The sequence below is a fragment of the Sphingobacterium sp. UBA7625 genome (assembly GCF_002484085.1).
GTDB classification, from domain to species: Bacteria; Bacteroidota; Bacteroidia; order Sphingobacteriales; family Sphingobacteriaceae; genus Sphingobacterium; species Sphingobacterium athyrii.
In genome coordinates, this window is record NZ_DLJD01000018.1 from 3,065 (window position 1) to 22,245 (window position 19,181).

11 protein-coding genes and 1 pseudogene are annotated in these 19,181 nt (G+C 43.5%); 5 read left to right on the forward strand and 7 right to left on the reverse strand.

The window, feature by feature from the left end; genetic code table 11:
• Nucleotides 1–154: 154 nt before the first annotated feature.
• Both B4G94_RS06350 and B4G94_RS06355 read right to left on the reverse strand, forming a co-directional pair.
• Nucleotides 155–2,188, reverse strand: a complete 2,034-nt coding sequence (locus B4G94_RS06350) for a GH92 family glycosyl hydrolase (RefSeq protein ID WP_286857814.1) — start codon at nucleotides 2,186–2,188, stop codon at nucleotides 155–157.
• On the reverse strand, nucleotides 2,124–2,498 hold the full coding sequence (locus B4G94_RS06355; protein ID WP_286857815.1) for a hypothetical protein: 375 nt from the start codon (nucleotides 2,496–2,498) through the stop codon (nucleotides 2,124–2,126). Before B4G94_RS06355 ends, B4G94_RS06350 begins: the two co-directional genes overlap by 65 nt.
• A gap of 324 nt (nucleotides 2,499–2,822) precedes the next feature.
• On the opposite strand from B4G94_RS06355, the gene B4G94_RS06360 reads away from it, so the two are divergent.
• Complete coding sequence (locus B4G94_RS06360) at nucleotides 2,823–4,145, forward strand: hypothetical protein (RefSeq protein ID WP_286857817.1); 1,323 nt, start codon at nucleotides 2,823–2,825, stop codon at nucleotides 4,143–4,145.
• Nucleotides 4,146–4,205: 60 nt separating this feature from the next.
• On the opposite strand, the gene B4G94_RS06365 is transcribed toward B4G94_RS06360, so the two are convergent.
• Nucleotides 4,206–4,940, reverse strand: coding sequence for a GntR family transcriptional regulator (locus B4G94_RS06365; RefSeq protein WP_108632072.1), 735 nt, complete (start codon nucleotides 4,938–4,940; stop codon nucleotides 4,206–4,208).
• Nucleotides 4,941–5,042: 102 nt separating this feature from the next.
• On the opposite strand from B4G94_RS06365, the gene B4G94_RS06370 reads away from it, so the two are divergent.
• The 3 genes from B4G94_RS06370 to B4G94_RS06380 all read left to right on the forward strand — a co-directional run bounded on the left by B4G94_RS06370 (nucleotide 5,043) and on the right by B4G94_RS06380 (nucleotide 9,521).
• Nucleotides 5,043–6,380, forward strand: a complete 1,338-nt coding sequence (locus B4G94_RS06370; protein ID WP_108632073.1) for a sugar porter family MFS transporter — start codon at nucleotides 5,043–5,045, stop codon at nucleotides 6,378–6,380.
• 62 nt (nucleotides 6,381–6,442) lie between these two features.
• Nucleotides 6,443–8,191 (forward strand): class I mannose-6-phosphate isomerase, encoded by a 1,749-nt coding sequence (locus B4G94_RS06375; protein WP_286857820.1) that lies wholly within the window; start codon nucleotides 6,443–6,445, stop codon nucleotides 8,189–8,191.
• Nucleotides 8,192–8,225: 34 nt separating this feature from the next.
• On the forward strand, nucleotides 8,226–9,521 hold the full coding sequence (locus B4G94_RS06380; RefSeq protein WP_286857821.1) for an amylo-alpha-1,6-glucosidase: 1,296 nt from the start codon (nucleotides 8,226–8,228) through the stop codon (nucleotides 9,519–9,521).
• 209 nt (nucleotides 9,522–9,730) lie between these two features.
• Here the strand turns inward: B4G94_RS06380 and B4G94_RS06385 are convergent, their stop codons facing one another.
• From B4G94_RS06385 to B4G94_RS06400, 4 genes and pseudogenes are all read right to left on the reverse strand, one after another.
• On the reverse strand, nucleotides 9,731–11,167 hold the full coding sequence (locus B4G94_RS06385; protein WP_286857823.1) for a c-type cytochrome domain-containing protein: 1,437 nt from the start codon (nucleotides 11,165–11,167) through the stop codon (nucleotides 9,731–9,733).
• Complete coding sequence (locus B4G94_RS06390; protein ID WP_165306420.1) at nucleotides 11,164–12,045, reverse strand: sugar phosphate isomerase/epimerase family protein; 882 nt, start codon at nucleotides 12,043–12,045, stop codon at nucleotides 11,164–11,166. Before B4G94_RS06390 ends, B4G94_RS06385 begins: the two co-directional genes overlap by 4 nt.
• 3 nt (nucleotides 12,046–12,048) lie before the next feature.
• Nucleotides 12,049–13,548, reverse strand: a complete 1,500-nt coding sequence (locus B4G94_RS06395) for a DUF1501 domain-containing protein (protein ID WP_286857824.1) — start codon at nucleotides 13,546–13,548, stop codon at nucleotides 12,049–12,051.
• 114 nt (nucleotides 13,549–13,662) lie between these two features.
• A pseudogene (locus B4G94_RS06400) lies at nucleotides 13,663–16,417 on the reverse strand (DUF1553 domain-containing protein).
• 526 nt (nucleotides 16,418–16,943) lie between these two features.
• Between B4G94_RS06400 and B4G94_RS06405 the strand changes: the two are divergent.
• Nucleotides 16,944–19,181 (forward strand): glycosyl hydrolase family 95 catalytic domain-containing protein, encoded by a 2,238-nt coding sequence (locus B4G94_RS06405; RefSeq protein ID WP_286857825.1) that lies wholly within the window; start codon nucleotides 16,944–16,946, stop codon nucleotides 19,179–19,181.

A 19,181-nucleotide genomic window follows, 5' to 3' on the forward strand; every position in this document is an offset into this window, starting at 1 on the left:
ATCGCGTAGGCAATCAACAAACCAACCTACCTACGGGGTGTCCGATTATTTTGGACACCCCTATTTTTTATTTTATATACGTTCCAAAGGCTTTTTGAAATGTGCTATCCGATGCAGGATTTCCATTTACCCATCAGCACTCTTCTTTTACCACTTAGTTTCCACGCGCACTACTTTTTAAGTTCAGCGTCATGACACCACCTTTAACCAGTTGTTCAAAGGGAAGCTGCCATCCGATCCAGGCTTTATTATTCAGGCGGACCTGATCAACATAGTAACTATCCGGGGCCTCTTTTTCAACCTGAATCGTGAATTTATTTTTTCGTAATGCCTTGGGAAGCTGTATGGTAATTTTATCAAATAAAGGCGCCCCAATCTGAAATGCCGGATTTTCTGTCGTTAAACTTCTTACGTCGAATAATCCAATCCCCGATAAAACATACCAAGCCCCCAATTGTCCCTGATCTTCATCCTGTCCGTAGCCGTAACCGTGAACAGGCTCCGTGCCATAAAATTCATTTGAAATCGCCCGCACCCATTTTTGGCTTAGGTCAGGTCTCCCTGAAAAATAAAACAACCAGGAGATATGCAAGTTGGGCTGATTTCCGTGATTATAGAGACTCTCAATACCGGCAAAGGCATCAATTTGGGTTCCACCTCCAAAGACATTCCGCTGGGATACCGTAAATATGCTGTCCAAACGTTGGTTGAATAAGTCTTTTCCGACCAGTTTGACAAGATCTTGGGGAACGTGCGGTACATAAAAAGTATATTGCCAGGCATTTCCCTCCTGAAATCCACGCCAGGGTTGATAGGGATTAAAGTTCGGAATAAAGTCTCCCTTACTGTCCTTTGGCCGTATAAATTTAGTTGAAGGATCATATAATCCTTTCCATGCGTCTGAAAGCTTTAGAAACTTCTTATAATCTGCATCACGACCAAGTGACTTGGCGTATTGCGCAGCAGCAGCTGCCGAAAAGGCATATTCCAAGGTATGAGAAGCGCCAAAAGGTGATCCTTGGGTTAATAATTCAGGACTACCGGTATTGTCCTCGATATAAGGTGAATAACCTTTTTCAACAAACACCCCCACATCAAGCTTCCCTGCTCCCGGAATCCGTCCGCGTGATTCAAGTTCATTTTTCCGAACAGCTTCATAGGCAAAATTTGTATCGTAATTCCGTATTCCGACATTATATGCTGCAGCAATTGCCAAGCCCGTAAAATTGGTACCCACACCGGAAACATACTTACTATTGGCGATACCGTCACCGAGCCAGCCCGCATCGCGGTACACCAGCAGCTGACTTTGTATCCAATCGTTGTAATAATCAGGATAGGCGATGGACCAGAGTTGTGTCAGGTTCCAAAATGCGCCCCAGATCGCATCTGTATTATAGTGCTGATGAACCGGCTTCCCTTGCGCATTTAATGCAATCTGGCCTACAGAGCCATCATTTTTTGGATAAGCCCCATTAATATCACTGGCAAGTCCCCGTCCAAGTAAGGCATGATATAATCCGGTATAAAATTTAACCCGGTCCTCTTCTTTACCACCTTCCACCAATATCCTTCCCATTTCATTGTTCCAGGTATTCAGTGCTTCGGATTTCGCTTTATCAAATGTCAGCCCTTTTGCCTCCTGCTCAAAATTTAACCGTGCGTTATCTACCGAGGTATAGGACAAACCGGTTTTGATGGTGATAGATTCATCCGATCCTGTATCGAATCGCAAAAACAGTCCCACTCCTTGCCCCCGTATGTTTTTCTTCTCCTCAAAAATCGCGTCGTCCTTAAATGTTCCATAAGATTTTGGCCGCTTGCTGACTTCTGCAAAGAAATACATCTTCACAGTAGCGCCTTGTTGATATTTTTGGACATATACCGGGTTTGTCACCACGTATCCCCATACACATTGATTATCGTAATTTACTTCAGCATCGACCACTGGTCCGCTCTCGCCCATCACATGTCCAATATCAAATATCAGGTTGGACGCATCGGTTTTTGGAAAGGTATAACGATGGAAACCTACCCTTTTTGTCGCCGTTAGTTCGGCGAGGATTCCGTAATCTTTCAGTTTCACCCGATAGTAACCTGATGTGGCAAATTCATCTTTTTTGTCAAATGATGAGCGATAGCCACTTTGCGGCTGGNNCCAGTTTCCCCGGCGTGGTTTTGAGTTCACCTACTGATGGAGCAAAGACAATTCCCCCGATCTGAAACTCATGAAAATTAGCAAAGCCTTCGATAGAACTGTGTCTATCGTCATAGCCAACGGCTTCCCAACCGGACTTATTGCCATAACTTCCATTGGTACTTGGTGCTAATTTGGCCATACCAAAGGGTACTGCCGCCGGCGTATAAAAAAAATACCGGCTATGCACAGATCCAATATTGGGTTTTACCAGGGTAGTTAGATCAGTTTTCTGTTGCCCTGACGCAGATATCACACTGGATAACATGCAGAAAAAATAAAATATAAAATGCTTTGCCATCGTTGTCAATTAGGTTCAAAAACAAACTTACAAAAAATAAAACTATGTATAAACATGAAAACAAAAAGATCATAAAAAAAGTAGGCGGAGACAGTTCAAAATGGCGCAATATTGTAATAATTTAAATACGAATTGAATTATATCTCCTTAAAAGCCTAATGCACCAGTTATTTTTCTACCTTTGTTTGTATATACATAATAAATAATAACCAAGAAGTTTTAAGTCATAGAGATCAATCCAAATTGAATGCGCTGGAAATAACCTAACGAAACATCGCGATTGGACTACTGAAATGCATAACACTTCAATTAATAAAAAGTTCCATGAGAAGAAACCTAACGTTTTTCGGTCTTACGTTTATCTTATTTAGCAGCGGTCTCTCTGCGCAACAAAAAATCCCATCGAAAGGAGACCAACTTAAGCTTGCGCAGACCATTTTAGCCGATCCGAAATTAAAATATGTGGATAGCCTGGCCAGGCAGGTCATCAAAGAAGGATTTAATGCCGGAAGTGGCTATTCGCAGATATGGGCCCGGGACCTCAATACGTTTATTGAAACGGCGTTGGAAGAAAGACCTGCAGCAGATGTTCGCGGGGCTATCCTATTGTTTTTCCAGATGCAACAGCCCAATGGTGAAATGGTCGACGGCTATGTGCTCAAGAAAGATTTCACCTGGCATGATGATACGCCTTATTATTCTAAAAATGCACCCGATCATGTCGGTTTTAAAAACACTGTCGAGACCGACCAAGAGACTTCGCTGATTCAGCTACTGGGCAAGTATATACAGAAAACCAAGGATTATGGCATTCTTGACGAATCCATTGGTGGACTTTCGGTCAAAGAGCGCATACAGCTGATGTTGGATTACCTCAGGCGAGAACGGTTCAATACAACATACGGTCTCCTTTGGGGCGCCATGACAGCCGACTGGGGTGATGTGCAGCCGCATGACGATTTTGGCTGTGACTGGAATGCACTCTCCAATGAAGCCATTGATATCTACGACAATGCCATGCTCATCATTGCTTTACAGAACTTAATTGACATCCAACCCAATGGAGCAAAGGCCGCTGATTGGAAAAAATTTAAAAAGGAGCTTGAAACAAATAGCAGACGCTATCTCTGGGACCAAAAGAAACAGAAATTTATTCCACATATCTATCCACAGCACTCTCCCCTGCCAAAAGGCTTTGATGAAAATCAAATCCATTATCATGGGGGTACGGCAATTGCGATCGAAGCTGGACTGCTCAAACGAAACGAAATAAAAACGGTCAATAGACAGATGTTGGAAAATGTCCGTTTGTCGGGTATGCCGAGCATCGGCCTTACACTTTATCCGACCTACCCTGCCGGTTTTTTCAAAGGTTGGATGGCGGAACCTTATCACTATCAAAATGGGGGCGACTGGACCTGGTTTGGCGGCAGAATGATCCAGCAACTTGTCCGCAACGGCTTTTATCAGGAAGCTTATGACGAGTTAGGGCCAATGATTGATCGTGTGGTGAAGAACAAAGGTTTTTACGAATGGTACGGCAAGAATGATGTGCCGAGCGGATCGGGCAAATTCAAAGGCTCAGCCGGTGTATTGAGCAAAGCAATCGCGCTACTCCATCAATGGGCCTCAGAAACAGCCAAGTAGTCAATGCAATCGACGGATGAATTGATCCAGTAGCTTATGATTACTGGATCAATTGTTCTATTAATAATCTCTTCGGCTTTCCACGGTATAGGTAAAGCTTTCGGCGCGATAGAATCCCAGATTATATTCAATTGGCTTTCCGGACTGATCGAAAACAAAGCGTTTGCGCGATAAGATCGGGTCGCCGATATTGATTTCGAGTTTGTCTGCGATAAATTTATTGGCTGCAACGGCGTCTATTTCTTCCTGCGAAAGATCGGCCACAACATGGTAATCGGCTTCCAATATTTCATACAGCGGACGTTTAAAATCTTCGTCACCTGTCAGCCCAATGCGAGGATGAAAATAAGACGTAAAATAGACGAACGGATCATCTTTTTTACCACGTAACCGTTCCAGCTTTAATAGCTTTTGATCCTCATCGACCGCAAAAAATTTTGTAATGGCCTTATCGGGCACTACCCAGCTCACATGAAGCTCAAAATTCTTGACCTCGATACCACGATTTTTCATTTCTTGTGAAAAACTTAGCCAATTTTTGGATTTCGAACTGAATTTGGTGCTTGCAACCTTTGTACCGATACCTTTCTTCCGGATCAATAGCTCCTCATAAACCAGCTTATTAATCGCCAGACGCAAAGTAGAACGGGAAATAGCCAGACGTTTGGCTAGCTCTATTTCATTGGGCAACATTTTCCCCTCAATATATTCCGGTTGTTTTATCAACTCCCGCAGTAGATTTTCTGCTTGTATATGCAGTGGGACTGGACTTTTGTGATCTATTTTTAAATTCATTACATGATATTGCTTAGGCTAAAGTAAGATTTTTTGGATAATTAAAAAAATAGATATATNNTATGTTTGTATGTATATACATAAAAAACTAATAAACCAGCTATGTCTAAAAATTTTATCCTTATTTTATGCATTGTTTCACTGGGCGGACTGCTTTTTGGCTTCGACATGGCGGTTATCGCCGGTGCTTTACCGCTTGTGAAGGGATTTTTTGGATTATCTCCTGTGCAGGAAGGTATTTTTGTTAGTTCGGCACTAATCGGATGCATTATTGGTGTATTCTTTACGGGCTCTTTTACGGACAAATATGGTCGTAAACAAGCCTTTATCGTGGCATCGTTGCTTTTTTTATTGTCAGCAATTGGCTGCGGATTCAGTCCTAATTATACTATATTGATCGCGAGCCGGGGCATTGGCGGACTAGGTGTTGGTATAGCTTCTATCGTAGTTCCTCTTTACCTTGCTGAAATATCCCCCAGTAAATTCAGAGGCAGATCAGTTACCTGTTATCAATTGGCGATTACATTTGGTATTCTGATTGCCTATATTAGTAACTATTTCATTCTTCAATTCGATTCGTTGCCTCAGGCGGAGCTTTGGCGTGGCATGTTTCTAGTTGGCGCGATACCCGCCGTCCTACTTAGTTTAGGGGTTTATTTTATTCCTGAGAGTCCCCGCTGGCTGGCCAAAATTGGGCGAAACGAAGAGGTCGCAGCAATCCGTACCAAACTTGGTTTAACGGATCTATATGATTCGCCAAGTCCGGCCAAAGGAAATATGAAGGAGCTGTTTTCTCCCATCTACCGCAGGGCATTTCTGTTAGGTCTATTTTTACCCTTATTTTCTCAACTGAGCGGCATCAACGCCATCGTCTATTACGGCCCAAGCATACTGTTGGAATCAGGTATTTCCTTAGCAAATTCTTATCATGCACAATTATTTTTTGGTGCGGCGAACGTATTATTTACCTGCTTTGCCATCTGGAAAGTAGATAATTGGGGAAGAAGACCCTTATATATTTTAGGGACATTGGGGGCCACCATTAGTCTGATTGTAACGGGATATCTCTTCAGTCAGGAACAACCAAACAATGTTGCATTGATTGTTTCCATCCTGCTCTTCCTTTTTTTCTTTGCTTTTTCTATCGGTCCGTTAAAATTTGTGGTCGCGGCGGAAATATTCCCAAATGCCATACGGGCAAGAGCAATGGGAATAAGTATTATGGTGATGTGGATTTCCGATGCGATCGTCGGTCAGCTGACTCCTATTTTGCTCGCATCCTGGGGAGCAAGTTATACCTTTTGGTTATTTGCTTTTTTCTGTGCGATAGCTTTTATCGTTGTGCTGGGATATTTACCGGAGACCAAGGGCAAACCTTTGGAAGAAATCGAAAAATATTGGATTGAAAAATCAAAGAAAAAGCAGAATAACAACGCATAACTTCGTTCAATATCCCCTATTATTTTAGTCATTTTTTTTACATACGCAATAAATAACATCTTATGTATTCCAATACTCAAACGACATCTTTTCAATACGACATCTTACCTACATTTCCAGTTCAGGGCAAATTGTCCAACTCTTATGATGAGTTGGTCGATCACCTGATCCAAAATCATATAAACTGCATAGATGGGTTTGTTGGCGTAAATTGGGAAACACCAATAAAGCATATCCAGCAGGAATTTGTTAAGCGGGGATTAACAGTGCGATTTGTTTCCATGGGAACAGCATTGCTCCCTGAAGCAGCAATCGAGGAGAAAGTAGCTCCTTATCTTGGCGGTAATGATCCATTATTCGGAAAAAAAACACCACTCGAACTGATCGCATACTTTGATACAGTCAAATTGGCTGCACTGCAGGGAATGCTAAAACAGGCCACCGACAGTGAGTATCTTATTTTTTATGGCCCCGGAGCAGCGCTCCTTGAGGTATCAAGTCAGGTGATGTACATCGACCTGCCCAAAAATATACTTATTCAACGGATGCGTGCGGGACTGGCCGGGAATCTGGCCTGTGCAAAACAAACCGATCAAAAAGAGCTTTATAAACGGTATTACTTTGTCGATTGGGAACTCCTAAACCGACATAAACGGACGATATTAGCACGCGTGGAGATTCTTGCCGATCAGCAATCCGCTGAAAATCTACCTTGGATCTTAGGAAATGATCTAAAAGCGACTTTGCATGTAATGTCTAAAAATTACTTTCGGGTAAGACCAACATTCGAACCCGGAGTCTGGGGCGGACAATGGATGCTGGAACATTTAACGGGTATTGATCAACAGGTTAAAAATTATGCGTGGTCTTTTGAAATGATTGTTCCCGAAAACGGCATTTTACTTGAGAATAACGGGCAAGTGCTCGAAATTTCTTTTGATCAACTGATGTTTCAGGAAAGTTCAAATGTCCTGGGTGCTGCGCAGCCACGTTTTGACATTGAGTTTCCAATCCGGTTTAACTTTCTGGACACTTTTGATGGCGGCAATCTTTCCATTCAGTGCCATCCTAGTCCAAGTTATGCCAAAGCGGAATTTGGAGAAAATTTCACTCAAGACGAATCCTATTACATTGTGGACAGAAAGGGAGATGCACAGGTCTACCTGGGATTTCAGGAGGATATCGATGCGGAAAACTTCCGTGTTGTTCTTGAACAGAGCTTCCGTACGGGCGAACCGATCGCCATTGACAGGTACGTCCAAAAATTTGAATCGCAAAAGCATCAGTTATATTTAATTCCCCACGGTACGGTGCATTCTTCCGGGACGAATAACCTTGTACTGGAGATCAGCGCCACTCCCTACAACTACACGTTTAAGATGTACGACTGGGTACGCCCCGATTTAGACGGTAAGCCACGTCCATTAAATATCGACAGGGCTTTCGCCAATCTTAATTTTAACCGAAAGGGCGATGTCGTCAAAGATACGCTCCTGTCCCAACCAGAGGTTTATACACTCGATGCCCAAGCATCAAAAGTGCATTTGCCAACGCATGAAGATCATTTCTATGATGTTTACAGGTACGAATTTGCAGACGAGGTGAAGATTGAGACAAAGGGGCAATGCCATATTATGATGCTCGTTGAAGGGGAAGCGGTAGAACTGACAACTGCCAATGGCATGAAAAAAATCTTCCATTATGCCGAGACTTTTGCCGTTCCCGCAGCGGCGAAATCCTATTCGCTCCGCAACCTGGGAACTGCTCAGGCAAAAGTAATACAGTCTTTTGTTAAAGACCATAAATGTTAATAATAAGTACACAACGATAGAAAAAAACAGCATCATGAGAAATTTATGTTTCGCGTTATCTACTTCCTTGCTGCTATTATCCTGCAACGGTGGTAGCAACAAATCCACAGGAAGCGGCACACAGCAAAATGTGGCACAGGATAGTAGCTTCCAACTCGTCAAAGATATGGCAAGCAAGGTTATCAAAGCAGGATTCAATGCAGGTGACGGCTATAGTGAAGTATGGATCAGGGATTACAATACCTTTATTACCTTAGCAAGCCAAGTGCACCCCCACGAGCAGATCAAAGATCAATTGGCACTATTTTTTAAATTACAGGAAGCTGATGGTAATATCGCAGACGGTTTTGTCAAAAAATCCAGTTTAAAGAATGGTGTTTCCGACTATTATACGATCACTAATCCACTGGCTCCGGAATATGCCGCACATAAAAACACGGTTGAAACCGATCAGGAAACATCCTTGATCCAGGCAGTTCACAAATATATCGTAGCCACTAAGGACAGCTCTTTTCTCGCACAAAAAATAGGCGAGACGACAGTGAAAGACCGGATGGAACAGGCCTTGCAATTTTTAATGGACAAACGTTATAATGCCACTTATGGTCTATTGTGGGGGGCCACAACGGTCGATTGGGGTGATGTGCAGCCAGAACACGATTGGGGGGTCCATTTGGACAAAAACTCTCATATTGCCCTGGATATTTATGATAATGCCATGTTTTTAATTGCTTTGGACAATTACATGGATCTTTTCCCTGATAAAAAAGAAAAATGGGGTAAGGTCAGAACCACGATTGCCAGCAATACCATGAAACATCTTTGGGACGATAAAAATCAAAAATTCATCCCTCACATCTATATCAACGGGTCGCCATTTCCAAAAGATTTTGATGAAAACCAAATCTACTATCACGGCGGAACAGCCATTGCCATTGAGGCAAACCTGCTTAGCAAAGAGCAGATCAAAACTTCCCTGGACAAGATGATCAAAAATGTAAAAGATGCCGGAGCAGCCACCATTGGATTAACCGTATATCCGACTTATCCGGCAGGTTTTTTCAAAAATAAAGGCATGTATCCGTATGGTTATCAAAATGGCGGAGATTGGACCTGGTTTGGAGGGAGAATGATCCAACAACTGGCTAAAAATGGCTTCCAGCAGGAAGCTTATGAGCAGATCAAGCCCATGTTGGCGCGTGTCATTAAAAATAAAGGTTTCTACGAATGGTATACGAAAGACAATAAACCTGAAGGTTCGGGAACCTTTAGAGGCGAGGCTGGCGTACTTTACGATGCAATCACCTTATTGGAAAATACCGGAAAATAACCCGTAATATTTTTACCCAACACATAAAAAATAGGGTGTCCGAAAAGATCGGACACCCTATCACCATTCAATCGCATCGCTGCACTATCGGCAAGTCAGGTTTCCAATACCCTTATTATTGACTAAGTAATGCTACAGCATAGACTAAGTATCTATTCAGCAGCACTATAATCGATGGGAAAAACGATTTGGTCTCTCCTTTTATCCTCTTAGAACCTTACCGTGTCCGTAGCGATAAATGGTAACCGATAATTACCTGTATCGATGCGCACCTTACCCTGTAATGCTTTTAAGGCCACACTGTCCCGGTCGCCCGTTTGGTAGATATATACATTTTTCAAGCTAGGAATATCCTTCAAATTCGACAGACCCTTTGCGCTTACTTTTGTTCCCACCAGGTTCAGGTAGATCAATTTTTGCAGTCCTTTCAATTGGGAAAGGCCATTGTCGGAAACTTTTGTATTCTCGAGATGCAGACGTGAGATGACAGGCATGGATTTTATTGTAGAAAATGCCTGGTCAGTGATGGCGGTATGTCCAAGTTTCAGGTGAACGATATTCTCTTTAATGGCCAACAGTTCCTGCAGATCCTTATCATTAAACTGTGGATAGTTGATGGCATTGACCAGCACCAGATTATTTTCTTTAGCCACAGGAATGATTTTGATTCCTTTTGCCTGCCAGGCATCAACTTTATCCTTTGGTAAATCGGGTGCCTTTGGAAAATCCGCATACAATACCTGTGAGGCCTCCTGTTCTCCTGTTTCAAGTTTTTTCAATATTGCTGCAATTTCCTTCGTCTGTGTAAGTTGATTCACTTTTTTATCGAAGCTCGCCCCTTGATCAATCCACCATGCAATCAATTTGATCTGATCGACGCTGATCGGTGTACGCCCCTTTGGTGGCATTCTTTTTTTGTGTCCTTCCGGCAATATCAGTCGCGCATACAATTCACTTTCTTTCGAATTGCCACCCTTCAGCACCTTTCCATTTTCACCTCCTTTTAACAGACTTTCCCTTGTCTGTAAGGCCAAACCTCCCTCCTGTTTCCGATCACCATGGCAGCTCTGACAGCGTTGTTTGAGTATAGGTTGTATAATACCGTCATAGACGGCAGCCTCTTGTACATTCTCAACAATTAAAAGCTCGTCGTTGCTTTCCTCCACACCAAAAGTCTTTTTCATCGCCTGTGGCATGGCTTCAAGAAAATAACCCTTGCCATGCGTTAAGGTACCGCCGTAGTGTCCTGTGACTCCCAATAATATAACCAGGATCAAAAATAGCCAAAAACGAAACCGTAGGATTTTTCTTGCCCATTGTAGCGCTCCGCTTTTTTCGCGGTACAGGAAATAAAGCAGTAGGCTACATACGGCGACGGCAATCCCCAGCCACTGATGGTAATTGAGTACATCGATTTCATAACCGCCATTGCGTGAAAGCAGAAATCCCGAAAGAGCAGCAAACATGGCAGCTATACTGCCCAATAACAAGCACAATCTAATCGCCGACAGGTATGGATTTTCTTTTGTGAATAGTTCCAGAAATGCCATCACAAATGCAATCAATAAAATTCCGATGGGTAAATGCACTAAGATGGGATGAAACCGTCCCAAAAAGGCCATCAATTCTTCAAGAAAAACCATCATTCTTTATACCTGTCTTTGAGTAAATTCAACATATATACATTTACGGACCATTGGTCTGCCACCGGCTGCTGTGTAAAAGGCAGTGTAGGCAAATAACCTGCCGGACCAAATTCCGTGGTAATGGTCAATACCTTTGCTCCGCTTTGTTTATGTTGGGCGACAATCTGATCCCACCAGGCCAGATGTTGACTGACCGTACTTTTCCATTCCGGTGCCGCAGGGTCATTGACCTGAGGCCCTTCAGGATGTCCGATCCGGGCATGGATATGTTCTGTCCGGGCGAGTGCCAAAGAAACCGCTTCAGCTTGGTCAGCGAGCAAAGACTCATGTACATTGCACCAGTGTGAAATATCCAAAGCAAGCCTTAAAGCGGGGATTTTTGTTAAATAATCTTTGGTCAGGTGTGCCGCAAAGCTAAATCGGCCACGATGTGTCTCATGGTAAACCGGAATACGCCATTTTTCCATAATCACCTGACCGATATCGATCAATTGCTTATTCTGTTCAAACGCGTAATATTCTTTACCTGTATGGCAATTGATATAATCCGGCTTTATGCTTGCGGCTTCTTCCAGATTACGTTTAAAACTTTCGCGGTACTGGTCAAATGAAGCTCCGGAACCACCGGAAAGAAGCCCTAAACGCAGACCATATTTTTGCAGGGCATCAATCATTTCTTTTCGTTCTTTCTGATCCCCGGGGAGCCAGGCTTCTACCCCATCATAGCCCGCATTTTTCACGCGTTCACAAAAGCGGTCCCAGGAATCGGTATTTCCCCAATTGGTACAATAGTACTTAATGTGTAATTTCTCTTGTTGCTGTGCCAGAAGTGTATAAAAATTGGCCATCAGAAGGATTAATACTAGAAATCGTTTCATTCGTTAAATAATAGCTTGTATAAGTTCGCCTTCCACATCCGTCAAACGGAATGGTCGGCCCTGAAATTCATAGGTAAATTTTTCGTGGTCAAATCCCAGAAGATGGAGCATGGTGGCATGCACATCATGTACGGAAGCCCTTCCTTCAACACCTGCAAAACCAATATCGTCCGTTTGCCCGTAGCTGATGCCGTTACGTATGCCTCCACCTGCCATCCAGATGGTATAGGCGTCCGTATGATGATCTCTTCCAAGGAATGGCATATCACTATTATCACGATTCTCCTGCATTGGCGTCCGTCCAAACTCCCCGCCCCAGACGACCAATGTGTCCTCTAATAAGCCCCGTTGTTTCAGATCTAGGATCAGTGCCGTCATCGGGCGATCAATTTCACGGCATTTATTTCGAAATCCAAGATCTATGGAGTCTGCCGCATTTGTGCCATGACTATCCCAGCCCCAGTCAAACAATTGCACAAAACGCACCCCCTGTTCCACAAGCTTGCGGGCCAACAGGCAGTTATTGGCGAAAGATTCTTTTCCGGGTTCGGTACCGTATAATTCATGGATATAAGCAGGTTCATTGTTGATATTCATCACTTCGGGTACGGCGACCTGCATTTTATAAGCCATTTCATACTGCGCAATCCGTGAAAGTGTCTCAGGGTCCTTAAATGTGTCATACTCCGTTTTGTTGACATTATTGATCGCGTCGATAAGATGGCGCTTCATGTCCCGGTCCATTCCTTCAGGATCAGCAATATACAATACAGGGTCTCCCTTTGAACGGCACTGCACCCCCTGGTAGACCGATGGTAGAAAACCACTTCCCCAGACACTCTTTCCGGCGTCCGGCGTTTTACCCCCAGAAGTCAATACCACAAATCCCGGTAGATTGCTGTTTTCTGAGCCTAGGCCATAAGTCACCCATGAACCAATGCTTGGACGCCCCAATCGGGCACTTCCGGTATGCATAAACAGCTGTGCCGGTCCGTGGTTAAACTGATCCGTATGGACAGCTTTCAAAAAACTGACGTCATCAACCACCTGACTAAAATGAGGTAAATGATCGGATACCCAAGCTCCACTTTCACCATATTGTTTGAAAGCCGCCTGTGGTCCCAGCATTTTAGGTACCCCGCGGATAAAGGCAAATTTCTTTCCGGCCAAAAGGGACTGTGGGCAGGGTTGATTATGTAATTTCTGCAGTGCAGGTTTATAATCAAACAATTCAAGCTGCGAAGGGGCTCCCGCCATGTGTAAATAGATTACACTTTTGGCTTTACCGGGAAAATGGGGCGATTTGGGAATCAACGGATTTAAAGCATTCAGATCCAAATTGCCTTTTGATCCGGATGTGTTCCATCCTCCGCAACTTGCCAAAAGACTTCCCAATGCAATGCCGCCAATACCAGCAACACAATCTTTTAGAAAATGTCTTCTTGTCACAGCCTTCAATTCAGATTGCTGTGCTTCTTCTATTAATTTATTCAGATCTTTCATTCATGTAGCTCTTTTTGCATGGCACCAATTCTACCATATCTATTGTTTATCACGATTCCCGGTTGATTCAGCTCCTCGGGGTTTTATTACCAGCATGTATTTTGAATCTCTCCCCTAGGATTTCGTTAAAAATTCATCCAGGTTCAATAATGCATTTGCAACCAACATATAAGCAGCTTTGGATGATATTGTTTTTGTATTTTCCTTTGCCAAATCGCTGCCCAGATATTTCGCTGCAGATGCTGGCGCTTTGTTAAATTCCAAGAGTGCTTTTTTGTAGAGTTCCTCAAGGTCGGCGATCTTCCTGGAATCGGCTTCTTTGAGCATTGCCCTTCGATAACCGGCACTGATGCTCTTTTTTGTATCTCCTTTTCCTTCCTGCAGCATGATATTTCCTAAATGCTTTGCCGCTTCCAGATACACGGGGTCATTGAGGGTGGCCAAAGCCTGCAACGGCGTATTTGTCCGTATGCGATCAACCAGGCATACCTCCCTGCTGGATGCATCGAAGGAAACAAAGGACGGATAAGGGCTCGTGCGTTTCAAAAAGGTATAAACGCCACGTCGATACTGATCTTCCCCTTCGCTCTTGACCCAGGACTCACCACTGTATACGGTCATCCACACCCCATCCGGTTGATAGGGCATGACACTCGGTCCATACATTTTATTGCTNNAAGCCACTGACGGCTAGCGCCTGATCCCGAATCTGCTCCGCGGAAAGCCTAAACCGCGGCCCTCTCGCCAAATAATAGTTCTGCGGATCTTTTTCCACTTTATCACCATTTAGCGTTGAAGCCTGCTTATAGGTACCTGAAAGGACAATCTCACGGACCAATTTTTTCATGCTCCATTTTTTTCCGTTCATAAAATCCAGGGCCAGATAATCCAATAATTCACGGTGAATTGGCGGTATACTCTGTGTCCCCATATCACCCAATGGCTCTACCAGTCCGCGGCCAAACAACTGTGCCCAAACACGGTTAACCAAGGTCCGCGCAGTTAATGGGTTCTCTTTGCTGACAATCCACTGCGCAAATCCCATGCGATTTCGGGGAGCACCTTTTGGAAATTCATTGAGCGATTCAGGCACCATGGGCTGTACTTCTGCCCCCAGAGACAGCCGGTTACCCCGGATGAATACATTCGTTTTCCGATGCATTTCTTTCGGATTTTCAATCATTATGGGCACACTTTCGGGCTGCAGATTGACAAGCTGGAGAAAAGTTCGCTGAAGGTTGAGATTTTCGGAGGGTTTTCCAACCGGAAAGTCCTCCCGAAAAGCAAACCATTCAATCATACAAATCGGTTGACCAGCTGCAACTGCCGGATTCTTAAATACCAGAAAAAGGTCGTGTACACCGCTTGTCGGCGCTATCGCTGCCTGAATAACCTGTCTGCCCGAGGTTTTGGGTAAATCTATATTGGCTAGCAGAGGCCCATTAGGTTTATTGAGATGCACTTCCATTTTTCCGCCAACTGCATCTGTCCAGAAATTCATGAAGAGCTGCCTTTTACCATCCAGGGTAATTGCTTTTAAACGGGCTGAGCCACTGCTGCGTACACCAAGCCATTTTGTATCATACAAAGCACCGTTTACAATCTGATCGCTATAATGGGCATGAATCTTAGGCTCGAGCGTATGTAAGAACAGATCCGCAGATTTTACCGCATTTCCATCCTCATTGGCTGTCAACCAATGCTTGATGCTATCGACACGTTTTTCGTCCTGTGCCGTATAAAAACGTAGTTTTGGATGATCACCTTGTGTATCTTCATCTCGCGTGTTGTTGAAAAATGCCAGCGATTTATAATATTCCTCAAATTTAAAAGGATCATAGGTGTGACTATGACATTGCACACACTCAAATGTTGTACTTAACCATACCTGATAACTGGTATTTAAACGGTCCAGGACAGCCGCCATCCTAAACTCCTCACTATCCGTTCCGCCCTCATCGTTATTCATGGTATTCCGGTGGAAAGCCGTCGCGATAAGCTGATCTTTGGTCGGTTGAGGCAAAAGATCTCCTGCCAGCTGCTCAATGGTAAATTCGTCGTATGGCATATCTTTGTTCAGGGCTTTGATCACCCAATCCCGATAGGACCAGATACTACGTGACCCATCCTTTTCGTATCCTTTGGTATCGGCATAGCGTGCCATGTCCAGCCACCAACTAGCCCATTTTTCACCGTATTTAGAGGAAGCCAATAAGCTATCAACTCTACGGGAATAGGCATCATCGCTGTCATCCTCGATAAATGCGCTGATTTCATCTAAGGTCGGTGGTATGCCGATGAGGTCCAAATAAAGTCTTCTCAACAAAGTGCTCTTATCGGCTTCATCCGAAAAAGAGAGCTCCTTGTTCTTTAATTTGGCCTGCACAAAATAGTCGATGTTGTTATTCACCCCTTTCGGTTTTATGCCAAAAAGTCCTGCCAGGGAAAATGGTTTCGGCACTTCGACATCTTCGGGTAAAGTATAAGCCCAATGCTTACCCCACTTTGCACCTTGGTCGATCCACTTTTTTAAAATATCAATTTCCTCATCGTTCAGTTTTGGCGCATTATAAGGCATGCGCAATTCAGGATCATCAGAAACCAATCTCTTCATAAACTCGCTATGCTCCGCATCCCCCCGAATAATTGCCGGTTTGCCAGACTCAGCTTTGGCAAAAGCTTCATTTTCAAAAAGAAAACTAAGCCCCCCGTTTTTCTTCACTCCACCATGACAGGCAATGCAATGTTTATTTAATATCGGTTTGACATCTGCACTAAAGTCTACTGTTTCTTCTTTACCAAATGTAAATATTGTAAAGCAGGCGATAATTAAGGCCAATAATGCTAACACCATTAATTTTCTATTCATAGCAATAAGGTCTATTCAATATTATTCTGTTATTAGGTTTATTTTATAATTGTTGTGCAGCTATTCCAATGCTTGAGCTAGTGGAATACGTATCAGCGAGCCGAAACAGGCATTGATAGCTAACGTTAGTAAAATTAAAGAAGAACGACGGGATAAACTAAAACTAGATTAACAGAAACATAAACTATATTACCTCCTCCCAATACATTCTCTATTTTTGCCGCTGTTAGCGCCATTTGGGCTTCATTAGCCATGGATAACATTTTAGTTACGGAAACTTAAGAAGCGATCACTTTATCTACTTTTAATCTGGAGTTCGGATGACATGCGTTATTGACTCGATCCATTTGATCCGCGTTTCTAACCAATAATTAGCAATACTGCCGCATTCAGCCATTTTTGACGGCAAAGTTGCTAGACGGCATGCCGGAAACAAAAAAGGCAAAATAAGCTCTAAAAAAGCCTAAATAGTGTCAGCTATTTGTGCTGTTGAGCACTAAATTTGTAAACCATATCCATATAAATTATGAAATACTGCTATCTCATTCTTTTATTTCTCATGACCGGTCTGGTTGTTGGACAGCCATCCACCGGTTACAATCTTAATTTTACGAATCTGGCAACTCGCTGGGATGAGGCTATCCCCTTAGGCAATGGCCAGTTGGGTGCGTTAATCTGGAAAAAAGACAATACCATCCGCTTATCTCTGGATCGGGCGGATCTTTGGGATGAACGCAAAGCATTTGAGATAGAAAAACGTGATTTTAAATGGGTACAGCAACAGCTACAAAACAACAGCTATCAGGCAGCTCAACAATGGGGGGATTCCCCCTATGACCGCTCCCCTTATCCGACCAAACTTCCGGCAGCGGCGATGATCTTTGATGCAGCAAAATTCGGAAACGTCGTTTCCAATGTACTGGATCTACAAAGTGCGGTACATACATTGAAATTTGACGATGGAAAAACCCTTATTACTTATGTACATGCCACCAGACCAATGGGGTACTTCGAAATTACGGGTAAAAACATCGATGATCTTGCACCGCAGCTTGTCCCACATCAATACGAAAATACCACACAGGCCGATGAGCAAAAAAGCGTAGTTGATGGCCAGAGCTTAACCAGACTGGGTTACAAACAAGGGAACATTGTTAAAACCGAAAACGCTCAGGTACTGCATCAGGAAACCTATGATCATCATTTTTTTGAGGTTGTATTGCAGTGGAAAAAAATATCTCCGAACAAGCTTATAGGCTACTGGACCATCAGTAACGATCAAAAAGCCAAAGTACAACCCATTTCGATCAAACAGTATGAAACCGCAAAAAGAAGCCATATCTCCTGGTGGGCAAACTATTGGTCTAAATCGACTATTTCCATTCCTGAAAAAGACCTCGAAAGGCAATATTACCTGGAACTTTATAAATTAGGAGCTACGGCACGCCAAGGTGCGCCAGCGATTACACTTCAAGCCGTTTGGACCGCCGACAACGGAGGCTTACCACCCTGGAAAGGGGATTTTCATAACGATCTCAATACGCAATTGAGCTATTGGCCAGCGTACACCGCCAACCGAATGGATGCGGCTCAAAGTTATACGGATTGGTTATGGAAAATCAGGCCGAAGAATCTTGCCTATACCCGGCAATACTTTGCAGTCGACGGATTAAATATTCCGGGTGTGCTGACATTGAATGGCTACCCGATGGGTGGCTGGATCCAATACTCCTTATCTCCCACAGTCAGTGCATGGACAGCCCAACATTTTTATTGGCAATGGAAATATGGAATGGACCGCAATTTCTTAAAAGAGAAAGCTTACCCCTATATCACTGAAGCGGCAACCTACTTAAAAAATATAACTTATCTCAAAGATGGGAAGCGTTATCTCCCCCTAAGCAGTAGTCCGGAATACAATGACAACAGCAGGGAGGCCTGGTTTGAGCGCTGGACAAATTTTGATCTCAGCCTGGCACATTACCTATTCGATATCGCCGCAGAGGTCAGCAACGCAAATGGTAAACCCGAAGCAGCTAAAGAATGGGCTAGATACAGTGCCGAATTGCCTAATTTTGCGACGGATGAAACCGGCCTGCAAGTCGCAGTCGACCTACCGATGAAACATTCCCATAGACACATGTCACCCTATATGGCTATTTACCCATTGGGAATACTTGACATCAACAACGCCCGGGACAAATCGTTGATCGAAAAATCGCTTTCCCATTTAGAGCAATTGGGCACAAGGGCCTGGGTGGGCTATTCCTTTTCCTGGATGGCTTGTCTCCATGCAAGAGCAAAACAAAGTAAACAGGCTGTTGTGAACTTACAGAAATTTGCCCATAATTTTTGTTCCATAAATTCCTTTCACTTAAACGGTGACCAAAATGGGGGACAGTATTCTGATTTTACCTATCGCCCTTTTACGCTGGAGGGTAATTTTGCGTTCGCACAGGGTATTCACGAATTATTAATTCAGAGCAAAAATGATTATATCGAAGTTTTTCCGGCCACGCCTGAGGATTGGAAAAACGTATCCTTTAAAAATCTGAGAACTGCGGGTGGGTTTATTGTCAGTGCTGAGAAGAACGGCGGAAAACTAACATCATTGCGTGTAACTGCCAGTCAGAATGGTGTCTTCCGGATTTTTGAAAAGACAGATCTTCAGGATCTGTCAAGTAAAAAACAGTTATCAAAAAACAATGATATCCAATATATTAAATTGAAAAAAGGCCAAACGATTCAGCTAGGCAGCATTTAG